The following is a 17,897-nucleotide window of genomic DNA, read 5'->3' as shown; positions in this document are numbered from 1 at the left end:
CTTCGATCAGGTCAGCTTTTGGGATCTTGATAAACGCCCTGTTCTTTCAGCGCATCCACCACTTCCTTGGGCATGTAATCCTCGTCGTGTTTGGCAAGGATTTCAGAGGCTTCGAATACGCCGTTGATATATTTTCCGGTGCCGATCATCCCCTGATTTTCAGCGAACAAATCCGGCAGAATGCCCTTGAACACCACAGGCACCGTCGCCCCGCCATCGGTGACGTTGAACCGGATCACCTCGCCCTGATCGCGCAGCAGGCTGCCTTCCTCGACCAGCCCGCCAATCCGAAAGGTTTCCGAAGCGGACGGCGGTTCCGCCATCACCTGACTGGGCGAGCGAAAGAAATTGATCCCGTCGCGCAACCCGTATCCAATCAATCCGGTTGCCAGCACCAAAGCCACAGCAGCAATCGCAACCACCTGTATCCTGCGCTTTTTCTTCAGCCCCTTCATGATCCCGCATCCTTCCAATGTGCCGCCGAACGCGCACCGCGCCCGGCCTTTTTGCTTTTCTACTCCCTCACGTAGCATCGGCCAAGCATTCTGCAAGATGCCCCCCCTGCTACCTTTTGTCAGGTCAGACACGCGCGGCAATCACCAGAGAGTTCGGCAAACGGCTCGCAGAACGCATTCGCGATCAGAATGCGAATATCAGGACCGAACCACGAACCATTTTTAGGTGGTCGGTTCCAACGTCACTCGCCCCCCTCCCGCAGCTCTTCCAGCTTCCGACGCTGTGCGCCCGTTTCGTCGAAGTTGCCCGCCGCCAGCCACGCCTCATACGCAGGCCGAAGCTTTGCCCAATCCTTGTCCAGCATCGCAAACCAAGCCGTATCGCGATTACGTCCCTTCACGATCATATGCTGATGGAACACGCCCTCGTGGCGAAACCCAAATCGGGCAGCGGCGCGCTTCGATGGCAGGTTCTCGTTGTTGCATTTCCACTCGAAGCGGCGATAGCCCAGATCATCGAAAATGTGGCGAGCAAAAAGGAACAGCGCTTCGGTCGCGGCGGGCCTGCGGGAAACCAGCGGCCCCCAATAGATATGCCCAATCTCCGCAACCCCATTCGCCGGGTCCATCCGCATGAAGGTCTGGCGGCCCGCGATTTTCCCTGTGGCCTTGTCGATCACCGCAAAAAAGATCGGGTCTTCGCTGGCCGCGACCTGTTCCACCCAAGTGCGAAACGCGGCGCGGTCCGTGGGCACCAAATCAGGCAGCCAACGGAACCGTTCCTCGCCATCGGGCTGGGCCGAGGCGTCGAACAGGCCATCGGCGTGCTTTTCTGGTTCAAGCTTTTCCAGCCGCACAAAGCGGCCTTCCATCGGGTTGGTCGAGGGGGTTGGGCGGGGCGTCCAAAGGGACAGGTCTTCGGTCATGTCTGGCTCCTTCATCAATAATCTGTGGTCACTCAAACCGCGTCGGGGCCATCGACGTTTTCCAACGTCTCGCCTTTGCCAATCCGAATAAAGACGTAGCGAACATCGTCACCTCCTTCGAGGATCTGGGCACGGTGGATCAGGCGGCGCGGGAAATAGGCGTAGTCCCCCGCACCCATTTCAAAAGACTTCGTGCCGCCGGGACCATGATCGACACGGATGCGGCCAGACAGCATGTACATCACGCTGTCGAAATCCTTGTGGTGGTGCCATTGGCTTGGCTGATCCAGCGCCGTGACATGGCATTCACCAACCCACAGGTCGCCAGCCTCCAGCGCCTTGCGGCGTATTTGTCCGGGCGTGATCGGACCGTCTTCAAGCTCGTCCGATCGGATGACACCGATTTCTTTGAAAAGTTCTGCACTCATGGCTTTGTCCCCTTGGCGGCGTTGATCATCTGCCTGCCAATTTGCATGGCCGGGCAAAAAACAGCAGGACAAGCTTTGTCGTCAAACAGACAAACCGATCGCACTACCCAAGGTGCAGCGTGCGGGCCTGCGCTGGTGTCAGGCCAAACGTCCGCCGGAACGCAACGCCGAATGCGGATTGGCTGCTGAACCCGACCTTTTGCGCCACCCGCGGAATGTCGCCTTCCGTCATCAGCAAGATAAACGCCGCATTCAACCTTGCTTGCAACCGCCACTGACCAAAGGTCATCCCCGTTTCTCGCAGGAATAACCGGGCCAGCGTCCGATCCGACGCGCCGCAGATTTCCGCCCAATCCTCAAGGGACCGGGCATCAGCTGGGTTTTCGATAATGGCTTGGGCAACACGCAGCAATCGGGGTTCGTGAATGGACGGCAAGCGCGTGAGCAAAGTCTTCGCACGCCCGATTTCGTCAAGAATAAGAGCAACGATATGCGGGGCACGGCCAGCCTCGTCCCACGCGACAGGTTCATTGCAGAGCGCAAGCAGCAATTCGCGCAGCAGCGGCCCAACAGTCATAACACGCGCCTCGGACGCGACTTTTTCCGCCAGACCCCGATCTATGAACAGCTCCCGCATCGCAACATCGCCCTCCATCGTAATGGAATGCAGCTCGTCAGGGGGCAAAAACAGCGCCTTGGTCGGCGGCAGCACGAAAAACGCAGTTTCAGTTTCAACGCGCATCACACCGGAAATGCCATAGATAAGCTGCGCCTTTGGATGGCTGTGCATACCAGTATACAGGCCACTGGGGTAATCCATTGAAAACCCCACCGCAGCCCGATCCGCCTGTTCATAGGCTTCGATCAGCGTTTGTCGCTCTGGCGAAAGGAACGGGACTTCTATCTCCATTCCGCCACGATATTGTTGACACCCACCTTTTACAACTCTGCGAAATACCGCCGCTCAATCAGTCAGATCCACCAACGCTCTCCGGTGGGCAGCCAAGCCACGACCGCATCGGCATCGGGCCTTCGCGGCCTTGAAAATGATGCCATTCTTCCAGAAGGGCATTTGCCGGGGCGCGGTTTCAGGCCTGTTGGAAGTCGATCTTGCGTTTCAGAAACTGGGTCGCCCGCGACGACACTTTGCGCGGATCGCCCGTGGTCAGGTACACGCTGTCCGTTCCGGTCCCAATCATTTTCGGGTGCCGTTCCAGATAATCCGCCAGCGCATCCGCCACCAGATTGGCCTGCGAATACACGGTTACATCCGCCCCCAGCGCGTCCTGAAACACGTCCTGCATTAGCGGGTAATGGGTGCAGCCCAGAATAGCGGCTTCGGGCTGGGGCATTTTGCGTTTCAGCGCATCCACATGCGACCGCACCAATGCTTCGGACAGGATCATGTCGCCGTCTTCGATGGCATCCACCACACCGCCACAAGCCTGCGCTTCGACATCCACACCGATCGCGCGGAACGCCAGTTCCCGCTGGAATGCCCGGCTGGCCACCGTTGCCGGTGTCGCGAACAGGGCCACATGTTTCACCGCCACTTCGCGCGGCGGGGAATTGTCGCCCCATTTGCGTTCCGTCAGCGCCTCGATCAGCGGAACAAACACGCCCAACACCCGTTTATCCGTAGGAATCCAGCTTTCCTGCATCCGCCGCAACGCCGCCGCGCTGGCCGTATTGCAGGCCAGAATGACCAGATCACAGCCCGCGTCCCACATCCGTTCAACCGCTTGGGTGGTCAGCGCATAAATGTCATCGGCATCGCGCACCCCATAGGGGGCATGAGCGTTATCCCCGAAATACACAAACGGCACATCCGGCAGGCGCCTCTGAACCGCGTCCAGAACCGTCAGCCCGCCTAAACCGCTGTCGAAAATCCCTACTGCCATCTGCCTCGGTCCTTTATCTGCCGCGTGCGCCGCGATGTTTTTCCTCGAACTCGTATCCGTAATTATACGGCACTAACGGAGTCGGTGACAGCTCATACGTCGCCACGCGCAGGAAATCCATCATTGCTTTTGCATCCCTTGCCCGCGCCTGCAATTCCGCCTGCGGGATGGGGCGCCCGATCACCACACGCACCGGGCGATCGACCCGGCGGGCGAATTCCTTGATCAACAGGCCCATGCGCAAGGTCGGGTGGCAATGACTGGCAATCTGAAACAAACGGCTGTTATGCCCGTCAAAAAACACCGGCACCACCTGCGCACCGGATTTTGCGACCATCCGCGCGGTAAAAGCCCGCCAACCGGGGTCCATCGGATACGAAAACGGTGTCCGCCCAGTACTGACCGTGCCGCCCGGAAACACACCAATCGCACCGCCCTGCCCCAGATAGCGCAGCGCCTCTTTGCGGGTGTCAAGATTTTGCTGCACGGCTTCTTTGGTTTCATCAAAGGCAACGGGCAGGATCACGCGGTTCAAATCTTCGGCCTTGCGGAAAACCCGATGCGCCAGAATGCGGAAATCCCCCCGCCGCTGCGCCAGCAGATGCCCCATCATCAACCCGTCCAGTATCCCGAACGGATGATTGGCAATCAGGATTAGCGGTCCATCGGCGGGAATATTGCCCAGCGTACCGCCCACCACATCCAGACTCAGCCCATAACGATCCGCCATGACATCCCAAAAACAGCGACCAGCCGCCGTTTCCTGCTCATAGCCCCGCGCCCGCCGGATCAGCCCCACGCGCCCCGTGGAATTTTCCATCAATCGGATCACCGCCCGCCCGGATCGGGTGGCCGCAGCGTGAGCGTAACTGATATCTTTTGCAATCTGGCGCTGGGTCATGGCGTCCGATCCTCCTGCTTTTGCAGATAAGGGGTGGGAACGGATCACGCCAGCGTTGAAACGGGGTCGGATCATCCCGGCCCCGTCCTGTGACTTATTCGGCAGCTTTCGCCATCGTCGGCGCAGGATTACGCAGTTCGGCCAGCAAGGCCTCGCGCTGTTTCGCAGCCTTGGCCTCATTCGCCAATTTCACCGGACCAAAGCCCCGGATCGACATGGGCAATTCCGCCAGGGCCACGGCGACATCCATCTTATCCGGGCTGGTGCGCTTCAACACTTCGGCCATATCGGCCTCGTATTGCTTGATCAGTGCCCGTTCCATCTTGCGTTCTGCCGTGCGCCCGAACGGGTCAAATGGCGTGCCGCGCAGCCCCTTGAGCCGGGCCAGAATACGGAACCAGCGGATCATGCCGGGGCCGAATTCCTTTTTGACCGGGCGGCCATTTGCCCCTTCTTTGGACAGGATCGGCGGGGCCAGATGGAATTTCAGGGTGAAATCACCGTCAAATTCGGCCCGCGCTTTGGATTCGGAATCCAACAACAGCCGCGCCACCTCGTATTCGTCCTTATAGGCCAACAGCTTATGATAGCCTTTTGCCACGGCCTCTTTCAGGCGCAGGTCGTCGAAACGGTCCACCAGTTTGCGGTATTTCTTCGCCAGACGCTTGCCTTGATAATCCACCAGTTTCGCTTCGCGGTAGGTGATTTTTTCGTCCAGCGACTTCGGCTTTTCGACCACCTTCGGGGTCAGCATCGCCGCCGCGTCCTCGGGGTGCAGCGCCGCCCAACGACCGATATCAAAGGCCCGCAGATTGCGTTCAACCGCCGCACCATTCAATTCGATGGCTTGGGTGATCGCCTCATGGCTAAGCGGCACCAATCCATTCTGCCACGCCGCGCCGAAAATCATCATGTTGGAAAAAATCGAATCCCCCAGCGTAACCTTCGCCAGATCCGAGGCATCGAACAGCATCACCCGGTCTTGCAACCGCGCCTGCAATTGCAACGCCAAACGATCCGAGGGCAGCGCGAATTCCGTATTCCGCGTGAAATCGCCGGTGATGATTTCATGGCTGTTCACCACCGCGCCGGTTTTCCCCGTGCGCGTCAGACCCAGCGTTTTCGCCCCGGCGCTGACCACCAGATCACCACCGATCAGCGCATCCGCCTCGCCCGTTGCCACACGTACGGCGCTGATGTCGTCGGGCGTTTCCGCAATCCGGCAATGGATATGCACCGCGCCGCCCTTTTGGGCCAGCCCGGCCATTTCCATCATGCCCGCCCCCTTACCATCAATCTGGGCCGCTTGCGCCATCACCGCGCCGATGGTCACAACCCCGGTGCCACCCACGCCCGTAATCACCACGTTGAACGTGCCGTTGATCGCAGGCAGGTTGGGTTTCGGCAAATGCGGCAGGTCCAGCGCCGCAGTTTCAGCCTTTTTCACCTGCGCGCCTTCCAGCGTCACAAAGGATGGGCAAAACCCGTTCAGACAGGAAAAATCCTTGTTGCAGGACGATTGATCAATCGCCCGCTTGCGTCCCAGTTCCGTTTCAGCCGGAACGATGGACACACAGTTGGATTGCACCCCGCAATCGCCACAGCCTTCGCAGACATCGGTATTGATGAACACCCGGCGATCCGGGTCGGGGAACTTCCCGCGCTTGCGGCGACGGCGTTTTTCAGCGGCACAGGTTTGAATGTAAACAATGGCCGATACACCGCTGATTTTGCTGAATTTGTCCTGAACGGCCATCAGTTCGGCCCGTTCGTGTTTTTCCACACCAGACGGGAACGCCGCCAGATCGACCGCTTCTTTTTCATCGTAGACAACGGCGATATGTTTCACCCCCATCGCCTTGATTTCATTGACAATACGATAGGCGGTCAGCCCGCCCTCGTTCGGTTGGCCGCCAGTCATGGCTACCGCATCGTTGAACAGGATTTTATAGGTGATATTCGCGTCCGAGGCCAAAGCCGCCCGGATCGCCTGTACCCCCGAATGGTTATAGGTGCCATCGCCCAAATTCTGGAACACATGGTCACGGGTGGAAAACGGCGCTTCGCCGATCCAGTTGGCCCCTTCGGCCCCCATATGGGTGAAGCCTTCGGTTTTCCGGTCCATCCACTGCACCATGTAGTGACACCCGATCCCGGCATAAGCCCGGCTGCCATCCGGCACCTTGGTAGAGCTGTTATGCGGGCAGCCCGAACAAAAGTAAGGAACCCGCGTAGCGATTTCCTGCGCGTTATCGTTGCGGCGGACTTCCTCCAGCGCGGACATCCCGGCCTTGATCCCGTCTGTGCCGCGCCCTTCTTCGATCAGGATGGCCCCCAGACGCTCGGCAATCATGATCGGGTCCAGCGCGGCCTTGGTCTGGAACAATTCCGGCCCGTGCATTGATCCTGCACCCCCGCCTTTGTGCCAACCCCAGACACGGCGGCCCCGGCGATCATCGAAAATCGCTTCTTTCACCTGAATTTCGATCAGCTTGCGCTTTTCCTCGACCACAATGATCAGGTCCAGACCTTCGGCCCAGTCATGGAAACCGCGCATATCCAGCGGAAAGGTCTGCCCCACCTTATACAGCGTGATGCCCAACCGCTCGGCCTCGGCTTCGTCAATGTTCAGCAGGCTCATGGCGTGCAGCAGGTCCAGCCAGTTCTTGCCCGCAGCCACGAATCCGATCTTCGCACCGGGTTTGCCCCACATGCGTTTGTCCATCTTGTTGGCATGGCTAAAGGCTTCGGCGGCAAAGCGTTTGTGATCAATCACCCGCGCTTCCTGTGCGTGGGGTGTATCCCCCAGCCGGATATTCAACCCACCGGGCGGCATGTCAAATTCAGGAACAACCAATTGCATCCGGTCCGGGCGGCCATCCACCACCGCCGTCGCCTCGATCGTGTCTTTCATGGTTTTCAGACCGACCCACACACCGGCAAACCGGGACAGCGCGTATCCGTAAACACCGTAATCCAGAATTTCCTGAACGCCCGCCGGGCTAACCACGGGCATATAGGCATCAACCAGCGCCCATTCCGACTGATGCAAAACGGTCGAGGATTCCCCGGTATGGTCATCCCCCATCGCCATCAGCACGCCCCCGTGCTGCGATGTTCCGGCCATATTCGCGTGGCGCATCACGTCACCCGAACGATCAACCCCCGGCCCCTTGCCGTACCACAGGCCGAAAACACCGTCGAATTTGCCTTCGCCGCGCAATTCCGCCTGCTGGCTACCCCAAAGGGCCGTGGCGGCCAGATCTTCGTTCAGCCCTTCATGGAATTTCACATCCGAGGCAGTCAGATATTTTTCCGCCTTGGTCATCTGCAAATCCACTGCGCCCAGCGGCGAACCACGATAGCCCGTCACATATCCGGCTGTATTCAGTCCCGCCTGACGATCCCGTTCCTTTTGAATCAGCATCAACCGCACAAGCGCCTGCGTGCCATTCATCAGAACCGGGGATTTCGTCAGATCGAACTTATCGTTCAGTGATACTTTTTGGCTGGTCATCTTGCGCCTCCCAACGCTGGATCACGTGCTTAACTATAGGGCAATATTAGGTCAAAAAAGCTGACCTACCAAGAGAAAAGTTTGACATCCGGCGGCGTAACGCAATGCTAAGGCCTACAACTTGCATATGTTTCGTGTATGACGGGCGCTCAAATCGAAAGTTACCGGAATGGATTGGGATAAACTAAGAATCTTCCACGCGGTCGCGGATGCGGGCAGCCTGACTCATGCGGGGGACATCCTGCATTTGTCGCAATCGGCTGTCAGCCGTCAGGTCCGCTCTTTAGAAGAAAGCCTGAACACCACCCTGTTTCACCGCCATGCAAGGGGGCTGATTCTCACTGAACAGGGGGAACTGCTGTTTGACGCCACGCGCGCGATGAGCAAACGGCTGGACACCGCCGCCGCCCGCATTCGTGACAGCGAAGAAGAAGTGTTCGGCGAATTGCGCGTTACCACGACCACCGGATTCGGATCGCTGTGGCTGGCCCCGCGCCTGCCTGCGCTGTATGAAAAATACCCCGATCTGAAAATTGATCTGATGCTGGAAGAACGCGTTCTGGACCTTCCCATGCGCGAAGCGGACGTGGCCATTCGCATGAAGGAACCCAGTCAGGCCGATCTGATCCGCAAACGGCTGATGTCTGTGCGGATGCTGCTTTATGCGTCGCGCGAATATCTGGAACGCCACGGCACCCCCGAAACGATCGAGGAAATCGGCGCGCATCGTTTGATTTGCCAGAACCCGAACTCGACTCAGGTCGGCGCGGGCGCCAATCTGGTGCAACACCTGATGACCTATGACGTTCATTCAACCCTGACGGTGAATAACTACTTCGGGGTGCTTCAGGCGGTGATCAACCATCTGGGGATCGGGGTATTGCCGGACTATCTTTTGCAGGATTTCCCGAATCTGGTGCGCGTTTTGCCAGACGTGCAATCTATTGAAGTGCCGGTTTTCCTTGCCTACCCCGAGGAGCTACGCCATTCGAAACGGATTTCAGCCTTCCGGGATTTCGTGCAGGATGAAATCATCTCTTACCGTAAACAGATGAAAGATCAGGAACTTAACTAACAGGTTAAGCGCAGATCAAACGAGTTATGCACCGATTGCATAGCGGCCATGCTGCGACTGCGGCATGTTCAGGCTTGATCGATTCAATTTCGATGCCTATTTCATCAATCGACGGTGATGCTGATACTTCTCGCATCATCTTCATACCTCCCTGTTGGACTTCGGCCGAGCTTAGTGCTCGGCCTTTTTTTTTTGCGCGAATCAAATTCGCACCAGATCGGTCGTCCACGGGGACAGCTTTTCAGCGCCTTTTTCACGGATCACGATATTTTCTTCATGCACGATCCACTGTCCGGGCCTGACCTCGATTCCTGGTTCCAGCGTTATCACCATGCCGGGGCACAGCACTGTCCGATCCTTTGCCGTCAGTGACAGACCTTCGGTTAGTTGCATTCCCAAACCATGCCCCAAACGTCCGGCGGTTTCGCCACCCTCAACCATTCCTGCCATTGCCGCAAAGACATCACAGGCCAAAGCACCGGCGCGCGCGGCCTCCAGCCCCGCCTGCGTGGCCTCCAACACCCGACGATGCGCGGCATCACAAACCGGGTCCACCGAGCCAATCGCGAAATTCCGATCATAGTCGCAAAAATATCCGTCCCAAACCGCGCCCGTATCCAGCATCAGCACATCCCCGGACTGCAAAGGTGCATCCGTCGCCGGGGAAATCACATCGGCATAGCCATACGGCCCGGCACCGCCCGCCAGATACGGAACCCAATCCGCGCCTTCCTCCAGCAATAGCCGCTGAAAATTCCGAAATACCCGTGACAGCGGCACACCCGGTTGGGCAATATCCCCAACACGATCAAAGGCCCGCCCGGCAATGCCGCAGGCGTGGCGGATCTTGGCAATCTCGGTTTCAGATTTCATCGCCCGTAAATCTGCCATGATCCCGTGATCGCTGCAAAACGTCAGCCCTGATTGCGCTTTGACCCGCTCAAAATCGGTCAACGGCATACGCAGCACCGTTTCCGGCCCCGATGGAACCCCCACCGGCCCACCGATTTCCCGCAGCGTATCCGCCAGCAGGCTTACGCCATCGTCATCCGGGTCCGGGGCGCTCCATGTTCGTATGTCCGAAATCCAGCTTTGCCCCATCAGTGCCGCCCCGATAGACGGGATCACCGCGACGGGATCGCCCGCCGCAGGCACCACCAGAAACCACGGGCGGGATGGGCTTTCCCAAAACCGGGTCAGGAAGCCCGTGAAATATCGCACCTCGGGTTCCGTCATCACCAGCAGCGCCCCCACCCCGGCCCGCGCCATTCCGGTCTGCGCCGCCACCACCCGCGCCCGGTATTCCGATACGTCGAATCCCCGCTGCATTCCGTTCCCTTTTCGCCAGCTTCCGCCCCGGATCGGTAAAGTTCACGCTAAAATCGCCGCTTGCGTCAATCCCACGCCCCCGCAAAGCTGTGTTGCCTCTTTTCCCTGACGTCCCTTTGCCCTAAAGAAGCGCCCAAACAGCGCGCCTGCGGAGAGAGACCCATGCAAGACCCAGCCATCACGCCCGACCTGATTGCAGCCCACGGCCTGAAGCCGGATGAATACGAGCGGATTCTGGAAATCATCGGGCGCGAACCCACCTTTACCGAGCTGGGCATCTTCAGCGCCATGTGGAACGAACATTGTTCCTATAAGTCGTCGAAGAAATGGCTGCGCACCCTGCCCACGACCGGCCCACAGGTCATCTGTGGCCCCGGTGAAAATGCGGGCGTCGTGGATATCGGCGACGGTCAAGCCATCGTGTTCAAGATGGAAAGCCACAACCACCCGTCCTATATCGAACCCTATCAGGGCGCGGCCACTGGCGTTGGCGGCATTCTGCGCGATGTGTTCACAATGGGCGCCCGCCCCATCGCGGCGATGAACTCGCTGTCCTTTGGCGAAGTGTCCCACCCCAAAACCAAACAGCTTGTGCATGGCGTGGTCGAAGGTGTCGGCGGTTACGGCAACTGCTTCGGCGTTCCCACCGTGGGCGGCGAAGTCCGGTTTCACCCCGCCTATAACGGCAACTGCCTTGTGAACGCTTTTGCCGCCGGTCTGGCAGATGCGGACAAGATTTTCTACTCGGCCGCGTCGGGCGTGGGGATGCCGGTTGTGTATCTGGGCGCAAAAACCGGGCGCGATGGTGTGGGCGGCGCGACAATGGCCAGCGCCGAATTCGATGAAACCATCGAAGAAAAGCGCCCCACCGTTCAGGTGGGCGACCCGTTCACCGAAAAACGCCTGATGGAAGCAACGCTGGAGCTGATGAAAACCGGCGCCGTGATTTCCATTCAGGACATGGGCGCGGCTGGTCTGACCTGCTCTGCCGTGGAAATGGGCGACAAAGGGCAGTTGGGCATCAAGCTGCAACTGGACGATGTTCCCCAGCGCGAACAGAACATGACCGCCTATGAAATGATGTTGTCGGAATCGCAGGAACGGATGCTGATGGTCCTGCGCCCCGAAAAAGAGGCCGAAGCCCGCGCCGTATTTGAAAAATGGGATCTGGATTTCGCCATCGTCGGGGAAACCATCCCCGAAGACCGCTTCCTGATCCTGCACGGCAATGACGTAAAGGCCGATCTGCCGCTGTCGAAACTGTCGTCCTCGGCCCCGGAATATGACCGCCCGTGGGTTGCCACCCCCGAAGCCGAAGCACTGGCCGATGTTCCCGCCGTCGATGCCATCGACGGGCTGAAGGCGCTGATCGGGTCCGCCAACTATGGCGCAAAACAGTGGGTGTATCAGCAATACGACACAATGGTGATGGCCGATACCGTGCAAGCCCCCGGTCTGGGCGCGGGCATCGTGCGCATTCACGGCACGGACAAATCCGTGGCCTTCACCAGCGACGTGACCCCCCGCTATGTCAAAGCGAACCCGGTTGAGGGCGGCAAGCAAGCCGTGGCCGAAGCATATCGCAACCTGACCGCCGTGGGCGCGCTGCCGCTGGCCACCACCGATAACCTGAACTTCGGCAATCCCGAAAAGCCCGAAATCATGGGGCAGTTCGTGGGCGCCATTCAGGGCATCGGTCAGGCCGTTGCCGCGCTGGACGTGCCGATCGTGTCGGGCAACGTGTCGCTGTATAACGAAACGGACGGTCAGGGCATCCTGCCCACCCCGACGATCTGCGCCGTTGGCCTGATCGACAGCCCGGAAAAGGCCATCCTTGGCACCGCGCGCGACGGGCATGTCGCGCTGCTGGTCGGGGAAACCGCCGGGCATCTGGGGCAATCTGCCCTGCTGGCCGAAGTGTTCAACCGCGAAGACGGCGATGCGCCCCATGTCGATCTGGACGCAGAAAAGCGTAACGGCGATTTCATCCGCGCCAATTACGAACTGATCAAGGCCTGTACCGACCTGTCCGATGGCGGTCTGGCGGTTGCGGCCTTTGAAATGGCCGAAGCGGGTGGCGTTGGCGTGCAAATCGACGAAACCGACATGGCCCGCCTGTTCGGCGAAGATCAGGCCCGTTATCTGATCGCCTGCAACTTCGATCAGGCCGAAGCCCTGATGGCCGCCGCCGCTCAGGCCGGTGTGACGATCCAAACCGTCGGCAAATTCACCGGCGACAGCGTGCGCCTTGGCGGGTCCGAGGCATCGCTGGCTGAATTGGCGGCATTGTACCGCTCGGCCTTTGAACAGGCTGTTGGCTAAGCCGTAAAATGGATCAAGCGCCTGACATCCGGGCGCTTGATACCGCCCCCACCGCGCCCTAGATTCACCCTGAACCCAAGAATCCCGGAGACACATATGGCCATATTCGCCCAACAACTCGAAGACCTGCTCCGCGAAAGCTTTCCCAACGCGCAGATAGCCGTTGAAGGCAGCGATGGGCGGCATATGTCTGCAATGGTGGTTGACGAAAGTTTTCGCGGCCTGAACCGTGTGCAACAACAGCGCGCCGTTTACGCCGCCCTGAAGGGCAAAATGGACGGCCCCGATGGCGAATTGCACGCGCTGGCGCTGACCACCAAAGCGCCCGACTAAGCGCATTCAGAAAGGCAAAATAGAATGAGCGACGCAAAGACCCGTATCGACGAAGCGGTGAAAAACAACAACGTGGTGCTGTTCATGAAAGGCACCAAGCAGATGCCCCAATGTGGCTTCTCCTCGCGCGTGGCGGGGGTTCTGAACTACATGGGCGTCGATTTCATGGACGTGAATGTTCTGGCCGATGATGAAATCCGTCAGGGGATCAAGGACTATTCCGATTGGCCCACTATTCCCCAGCTTTACGTCAAAGGCGAATTCGTTGGCGGCTGTGACATCATCACGGAAATGACCCTTTCGGGGGAACTGGACACCCTGTTCGATCAGAACGGCGTGGAATATTCCAAGGACGCTGCGGATAAAATCCGCGAGGCAAACGCCTGATCCCGATGCGGATGAATGCGATCAGATGGGGCGCGAGGGTATGAAACATCCCGCGCCCCTTCGCGTATTATGGGCGCATCATAAGCCGACCCTGCTTTTGCTGGTCGTGGCCTTGGTCTTTGCCCTGTTTTTCGCGGCGCGGTTCGTGCTGCACGTCGCCTATTGGCACCAGATGCAAGGCACCCGCCCCCAGATCGAAGAATGGATGACCCCGCGCTATATCGCTAAGGCATGGCATATCCCGCCCGATGACATCCGTGCCGCGCTGCACCTGCCCGACGACTCCCGCCGACAAACCCTTGAGGATATTGCCAAATCCCAAGGCCGCCCGGTCGAGGCATTGCTATCCGATCTGACGGTCTTTCTACACAGCCACATGGCCCCGCCATCATGACGCAAAGCCTTGGCGATAGCTTGCTGGCGCTTTTACCTGATTATGGCGCGCCATTTCTGGCGGCGATCACATTGCTAAGCTGTCTGGCATTGCCGGTCCCGTCATCGCTGGTGATGATGGCAGCAGGCGGTTTTGCTGCTGCCGGTGATCTGAGCTACACCGCCGTTATCAGCGCAGCCCTGCTGGGGGCTGTCGCAGGGGATCAACTTGGGTTCTGGTTGGGGCGCAGCGGTAGCGACATCCTGAAACGAATGGAAAACCGTGGCGGCAAGCAGGCGCATGCCCTGGCCCGCGCCAGCCACCTGACCCGCCAGCGCGGCGGTGTTGCGGTCTTCCTGACCCGTTGGTTGCTTAGCCCACTGGGACCATATGTAAACTTTGCCGCCGGGGCCGCCCGCATGGGTTGGCGCGGCTTTTCTGCGGCCAGCGTCGCTGGCGAAAGCGTTTGGGTGGTCCTGTATATCGGGATCGGCGCCGGAGCCACGCAGCAATTGGAAACGCTGTGGCCGTTGATCAGCGATGCCTCGGGCATTCTGGTGACATTGGCGGTGGCCGGTCTTTTGGCGTTGCGCCTGCGCCACCTGCTCCATGCGCATAAAATGGAAAAAGGGGGCTAAGCCCCCTTCCCTGTTTATTCCTGTCGCAGCTTATCGTCGACCTGCCCCGCCAAGGCTTCGGCCCGTGCGGCAACCTCGGCCAAGGCTTCGGTCACACCTTGCGGCATAACGGGAACCTCTACGCGCTGCGGTTCCGGTGCGGGTTGGTTGCGCAGCCGTTCATTTTCGGCCTGTAGCTCTTCAAGCTGCGCCGTCATTTCGGTCAGCCGATCTTCGACACCGGCGGTTTTATCCGCCAGCATCAACCCCGCCATCAACAGCATTCGCGCCTCGGGCAAACGTCCGATCTGTGCCGCCAGAACCTGTGCCTCGTCATCCAGCATTTTAGCCGCAGAATGCAGGTAATGTTCTTCACCCGCCTGACAGGACACTTCAAACCCACGACCGCCGATCTTGATTTCAACTTCGGGCATTACGCGTCCTCTTCTTTCATGGCAGTTGCTTCAAGGATCGCATCCAGTTGCGTCAGCACAGCCCCCATTTCGGCGGCATCGGCTTCGCGGCCTGCGCGCAGCGCCTCGACCTCGGCCATCAAGGATGCGTTGATCAGTTCGGCATCCGCCAGACCTTCGGCATTGGCATCGCGCAGCGCCACGTTGCTTTCGCGCAGTTTTTCATTCACTTCGCGCAATTGCTGCAATTCGGTGTCCACCGCAGTAACCGAGGCCCGCGCCTCCTCCAGCGCGGCTTCCATACCGGAAACACGATCTTCCAGCTTGTCCTTGATCCCTTTGATCCGCTCTTCCAGTTGCGCGGTCACGGTGCGCTCATCCTCCAGCGCTTGCGTCAACCGGGTAATTTCGGCTTCTGCTGCCTCGGAAGGGCCGGATTGCGGAGCCTCCAGCCCATCCAGCCCCTTTGCGATCCGATCCAGCGCCGCTGTGATCCGGCTTTCATATTCGGTAATGTCGCCCATTGCCTGTAACCTTCAAGTCTTTTCAGGACGCCCGCCCTCGGGGCAGACGAATCAATTTTGCTCTGCTTTCGGTCAAGTGTACCCAAACACCTCGAAAAATGCGCCCCCTTCTACACCAATGGGTTAGTCGGTAGTCTTGCACTCTGGCCCCGGACTGGTATTGAGCAGGAAACACCCTGTTTCCCGGATCAAAGGACACTCGCCGTGGACATCACTACACTGCGTAACACCAATCCCGACCACTGGTTCAAAGCCGCCGCCATCCGCGCCCTGACGCTGGATGCCATCCATGCCGCCAATTCCGGCCACTCGGGTATGCCGATGGGCATGGCTGATGTCGCCACCGTGCTGTTTGAAAAGCACCTGAAATTCGACGCATCCGCCCCGCGCTGGCCGGACCGGGACCGTTTCATTCTGTCTGCGGGTCATGGCTCGATGCTGCTGTATTCGCTGCTGTACCTGACCGGATACAAAGACATCACACTAGAGGAAATCCGCAATTTCCGCCAATGGGGCGCGAAAACCGCAGGCCACCCCGAATACGGCCATGCCGAAGGGATCGAAACCACCACCGGCCCGCTGGGTCAGGGTATTTCCAACGCGGTCGGTTTTGCGATGGCCGAAGAAATCCAACGTGCGCGCTTTGGCAAGAAAATCGTCGATCACTATACCTATGTGATCGCCGGTGACGGGTGCCTGATGGAAGGCGTCAGCCACGAAGCCATCGGTCTGGCCGGGCGTCACCAGTTGGGTAAACTGATCGTTTTCTGGGATAACAACAACATCACCATCGACGGCACCGTTGATCTGGCGGACCGCACCGATCAGGTTCAGCGGTTCAAAGCCGCAGGTTGGCATGTGCAGGAAATCGACGGCCATAACCCCGAAGAAATCGACGCCGCCATCACCAAGGCGAAATCGACCAACAAACCCTCCATGATTGCCTGCAAAACCCATATCGCGCTGGGATCGTCGGCACAGGACACGTCCAAGGGGCATGGCGCACTGACCGATCCCAAACTGATCGCGGATGCCAAGGAAGCCTATGGCTGGGCGTCCGGCCCGTTCGAGGTGCCCGCCGACATCAAACAAGCGTGGGAAGCCATCGGCAGCCGTGGTGCCGCCGACCGCGCCGAATGGGAAGATCGGCTTGCCGCCATTTCGGGCCGCAAACAAGAAGAGTTCGCCCGCATGTACGCGCTGGACGCGCCCAAAAAGCTGTCCAGCACCATCCGCGCCCTGAAGAAGCAGATTTCCGAGGAACAGCCCAAATACGCCACCCGCAAATCCAGCGAAGTGGTGTTGGAAGTGGTCAACCCGATCATGCCCGAAACCGTTGGTGGCTCGGCTGACCTGACCGGATCGAACAACACCAAAACCGGCGATCTGGGCATTTTTGACCTTGAAAACCGTGGTGGGCGGTACATCCACTGGGGTATCCGCGAACACGGCATGGCCGCCGCCATGAACGGCATGGCCCTACATGGCGGGATGCGCCCCTATGGCGGCACCTTCATGGCCTTCACTGATTATGCCCGCCCTGCGATGCGTCTGGCTGCGTTGATGCGCATTCCGTCCGTGTTCGTGATGACCCATGACAGCATCGGTCTGGGCGAAGATGGTCCAACCCACCAGCCGGTCGAACATGTTGCCATTTCCCGCGCGACGCCCAACACCTATGTGTTCCGGCCCTGCGATACCGTGGAAACCGCCGAAAGCTGGGAAATCGCCCTGACGACCAAAGAAACGCCTTCGGTTCTGTCGCTGACGCGGCAAAACCTGCCGACGGTGCGCACCAACCACACCCAGAAAAACCTTGTTGCACAGGGGGCTTATGTTCTGGCCGAAGCCGAAGGCAAACGTCAGGCCATCCTGATCGCCACCGGGTCCGAGGTGGAAATCGCCTTGAAAGCCCGCGACCTGTTGCAGGCTGAAGGCATCGGCACCCGCGTTGTATCCATGCCCTGTATGGAACTGTTCGAAGAACAGGAAGACAGCTATCGCAAGCGCGTCCTGCCCGCCGGTCCGGTTCGCGTCGCGGTCGAAGCAGGCGTGCGTCAGGGATGGGACAAATGGCTGCTGGGCGAACGTGGCCGCGAAGCCAAGGCCGATTTCGTCGGCATGTCCAGCTTTGGTGCCTCGGCCCCGGCCGAAGTGCTGTACGAAAAATTCGGAATCACGGCCGAGGCCGTGGCCGCCAAGGTCAAAGCCCTGCTGTGATCCCGAATACAGGGGGATCGCCCACCGGTCCCCCACCTTTTCCAAAGGCCGCGCCATCCGCGCGGCCTTTTTCCCTTTTGTGTCCAACACACATCCCAATGACGCGACGCTATCCCAAAACGCCGCTTCTTGGCTTTCCTTCCGCCCCTGTCGCCTTATGCTCGGGCGCAACGCGA

General features: G+C 59.2%; 17 protein-coding genes. 7 read left to right on the top strand and 10 right to left on the bottom strand.

Features of this window, described 5'->3' with window-relative positions; all coding sequences use genetic code 11:
- Positions 1 to 11 precede the first annotated feature (11 nt).
- From ccmE to FN828_RS05445, 7 genes are all read right to left on the bottom strand, one after another.
- Entirely contained in the window at positions 12 to 455 is a 444-nt protein-coding gene (gene ccmE, locus FN828_RS05475; RefSeq protein WP_142492389.1) for a cytochrome c maturation protein CcmE, read from the bottom strand.
- A gap of 242 nt (positions 456 to 697) precedes the next feature.
- Complete coding sequence (locus tag FN828_RS05470) at positions 698 to 1,381, bottom strand: GNAT family N-acetyltransferase (RefSeq protein WP_142492388.1); 684 nt, start codon at positions 1,379 to 1,381, stop codon at positions 698 to 700.
- Positions 1,382 to 1,413: 32 nt separating this feature from the next.
- Positions 1,414 to 1,809, bottom strand: coding sequence for a cupin domain-containing protein (locus tag FN828_RS05465; protein WP_142492387.1), 396 nt, complete (start codon positions 1,807 to 1,809; stop codon positions 1,414 to 1,416).
- Positions 1,810 to 1,912: 103 nt separating this feature from the next.
- On the bottom strand, positions 1,913 to 2,719 hold the full coding sequence (locus tag FN828_RS05460; protein WP_142492386.1) for an AraC family transcriptional regulator: 807 nt from the start codon (positions 2,717 to 2,719) through the stop codon (positions 1,913 to 1,915).
- A 178-nt stretch (positions 2,720 to 2,897) separates the two neighbouring features.
- On the bottom strand, positions 2,898 to 3,710 hold the full coding sequence (murI, locus tag FN828_RS05455) for a glutamate racemase (RefSeq protein WP_142492385.1): 813 nt from the start codon (positions 3,708 to 3,710) through the stop codon (positions 2,898 to 2,900).
- 13 nt (positions 3,711 to 3,723) lie between these two features.
- A complete protein-coding gene (locus FN828_RS05450; protein WP_142492479.1) occupies positions 3,724 to 4,611 on the bottom strand; it encodes a lysophospholipid acyltransferase family protein in 888 nt (295 codons plus the stop codon).
- 94 nt (positions 4,612 to 4,705) lie between these two features.
- On the bottom strand, positions 4,706 to 8,128 hold the full coding sequence (locus FN828_RS05445) for an indolepyruvate ferredoxin oxidoreductase family protein (protein WP_142492384.1): 3,423 nt from the start codon (positions 8,126 to 8,128) through the stop codon (positions 4,706 to 4,708).
- Positions 8,129 to 8,297: 169 nt separating this feature from the next.
- Between FN828_RS05445 and FN828_RS05440 the strand changes: the two genes are divergently transcribed.
- Positions 8,298 to 9,203 (top strand): LysR family transcriptional regulator, encoded by a 906-nt coding sequence (locus FN828_RS05440; protein ID WP_142492383.1) that lies wholly within the window; start codon positions 8,298 to 8,300, stop codon positions 9,201 to 9,203.
- Between the two features lie 201 nt (positions 9,204 to 9,404).
- On the opposite strand, the gene FN828_RS05435 is transcribed toward FN828_RS05440, so the two are convergent.
- Positions 9,405 to 10,532, bottom strand: a complete 1,128-nt coding sequence (locus FN828_RS05435; protein ID WP_142492382.1) for a M24 family metallopeptidase — start codon at positions 10,530 to 10,532, stop codon at positions 9,405 to 9,407.
- 162 nt (positions 10,533 to 10,694) lie between these two features.
- Between FN828_RS05435 and purL the strand changes: the two genes are divergently transcribed.
- From purL to FN828_RS05410, 5 genes are all read left to right on the top strand, one after another.
- Positions 10,695 to 12,854, top strand: a complete 2,160-nt coding sequence (gene purL / locus FN828_RS05430) for a phosphoribosylformylglycinamidine synthase subunit PurL (protein ID WP_142492381.1) — start codon at positions 10,695 to 10,697, stop codon at positions 12,852 to 12,854.
- 96 nt (positions 12,855 to 12,950) lie between these two features.
- Positions 12,951 to 13,187 carry a BolA/IbaG family iron-sulfur metabolism protein gene (locus tag FN828_RS05425; protein WP_142492380.1) on the top strand — a complete coding sequence of 79 codons (237 nt, stop codon included), beginning with the start codon at positions 12,951 to 12,953 and terminating at the stop codon, positions 13,185 to 13,187.
- A 24-nt stretch (positions 13,188 to 13,211) separates the two neighbouring features.
- Positions 13,212 to 13,574, top strand: a complete 363-nt coding sequence (gene grxD / locus FN828_RS05420) for a Grx4 family monothiol glutaredoxin (RefSeq protein ID WP_142492379.1) — start codon at positions 13,212 to 13,214, stop codon at positions 13,572 to 13,574.
- A 40-nt stretch (positions 13,575 to 13,614) separates the two neighbouring features.
- Positions 13,615 to 13,968 carry a hypothetical protein gene (locus FN828_RS05415; RefSeq protein WP_142492378.1) on the top strand — a complete coding sequence of 118 codons (354 nt, stop codon included), beginning with the start codon at positions 13,615 to 13,617 and terminating at the stop codon, positions 13,966 to 13,968.
- On the top strand, positions 13,965 to 14,585 hold the full coding sequence (locus tag FN828_RS05410) for a DedA family protein (RefSeq protein ID WP_142492377.1): 621 nt from the start codon (positions 13,965 to 13,967) through the stop codon (positions 14,583 to 14,585). Before FN828_RS05415 ends, FN828_RS05410 begins: the two co-directional genes overlap by 4 nt.
- A 14-nt stretch (positions 14,586 to 14,599) precedes the next feature.
- Here FN828_RS05410 and FN828_RS05405 read toward each other — a convergent pair whose 3' ends face one another.
- Together FN828_RS05405 and FN828_RS05400 are read right to left on the bottom strand one after the other, a co-directional pair.
- Positions 14,600 to 14,998, bottom strand: coding sequence for a cell division protein ZapA (locus tag FN828_RS05405; RefSeq protein ID WP_142492376.1), 399 nt, complete (start codon positions 14,996 to 14,998; stop codon positions 14,600 to 14,602).
- Positions 14,998 to 15,501, bottom strand: a complete 504-nt coding sequence (locus tag FN828_RS05400; RefSeq protein ID WP_142492375.1) for a hypothetical protein — start codon at positions 15,499 to 15,501, stop codon at positions 14,998 to 15,000. The genes FN828_RS05405 and FN828_RS05400 overlap by 1 nt, the downstream gene beginning before the upstream one ends.
- 204 nt (positions 15,502 to 15,705) lie before the next feature.
- Between FN828_RS05400 and tkt the strand changes: the two genes are divergently transcribed.
- On the top strand, positions 15,706 to 17,721 hold the full coding sequence (tkt, locus tag FN828_RS05395; protein WP_142492374.1) for a transketolase: 2,016 nt from the start codon (positions 15,706 to 15,708) through the stop codon (positions 17,719 to 17,721).
- Positions 17,722 to 17,897: the final 176 nt, after the last annotated feature.

Source organism: Thalassovita litoralis (assembly GCF_900182725.1).
In the GTDB taxonomy this organism is placed as follows: Bacteria; Pseudomonadota; Alphaproteobacteria; order Rhodobacterales; family Rhodobacteraceae; genus Thalassobius; species Thalassobius litoralis.
This window is presented reverse-complemented; position numbering and strand designations above follow the sequence as displayed.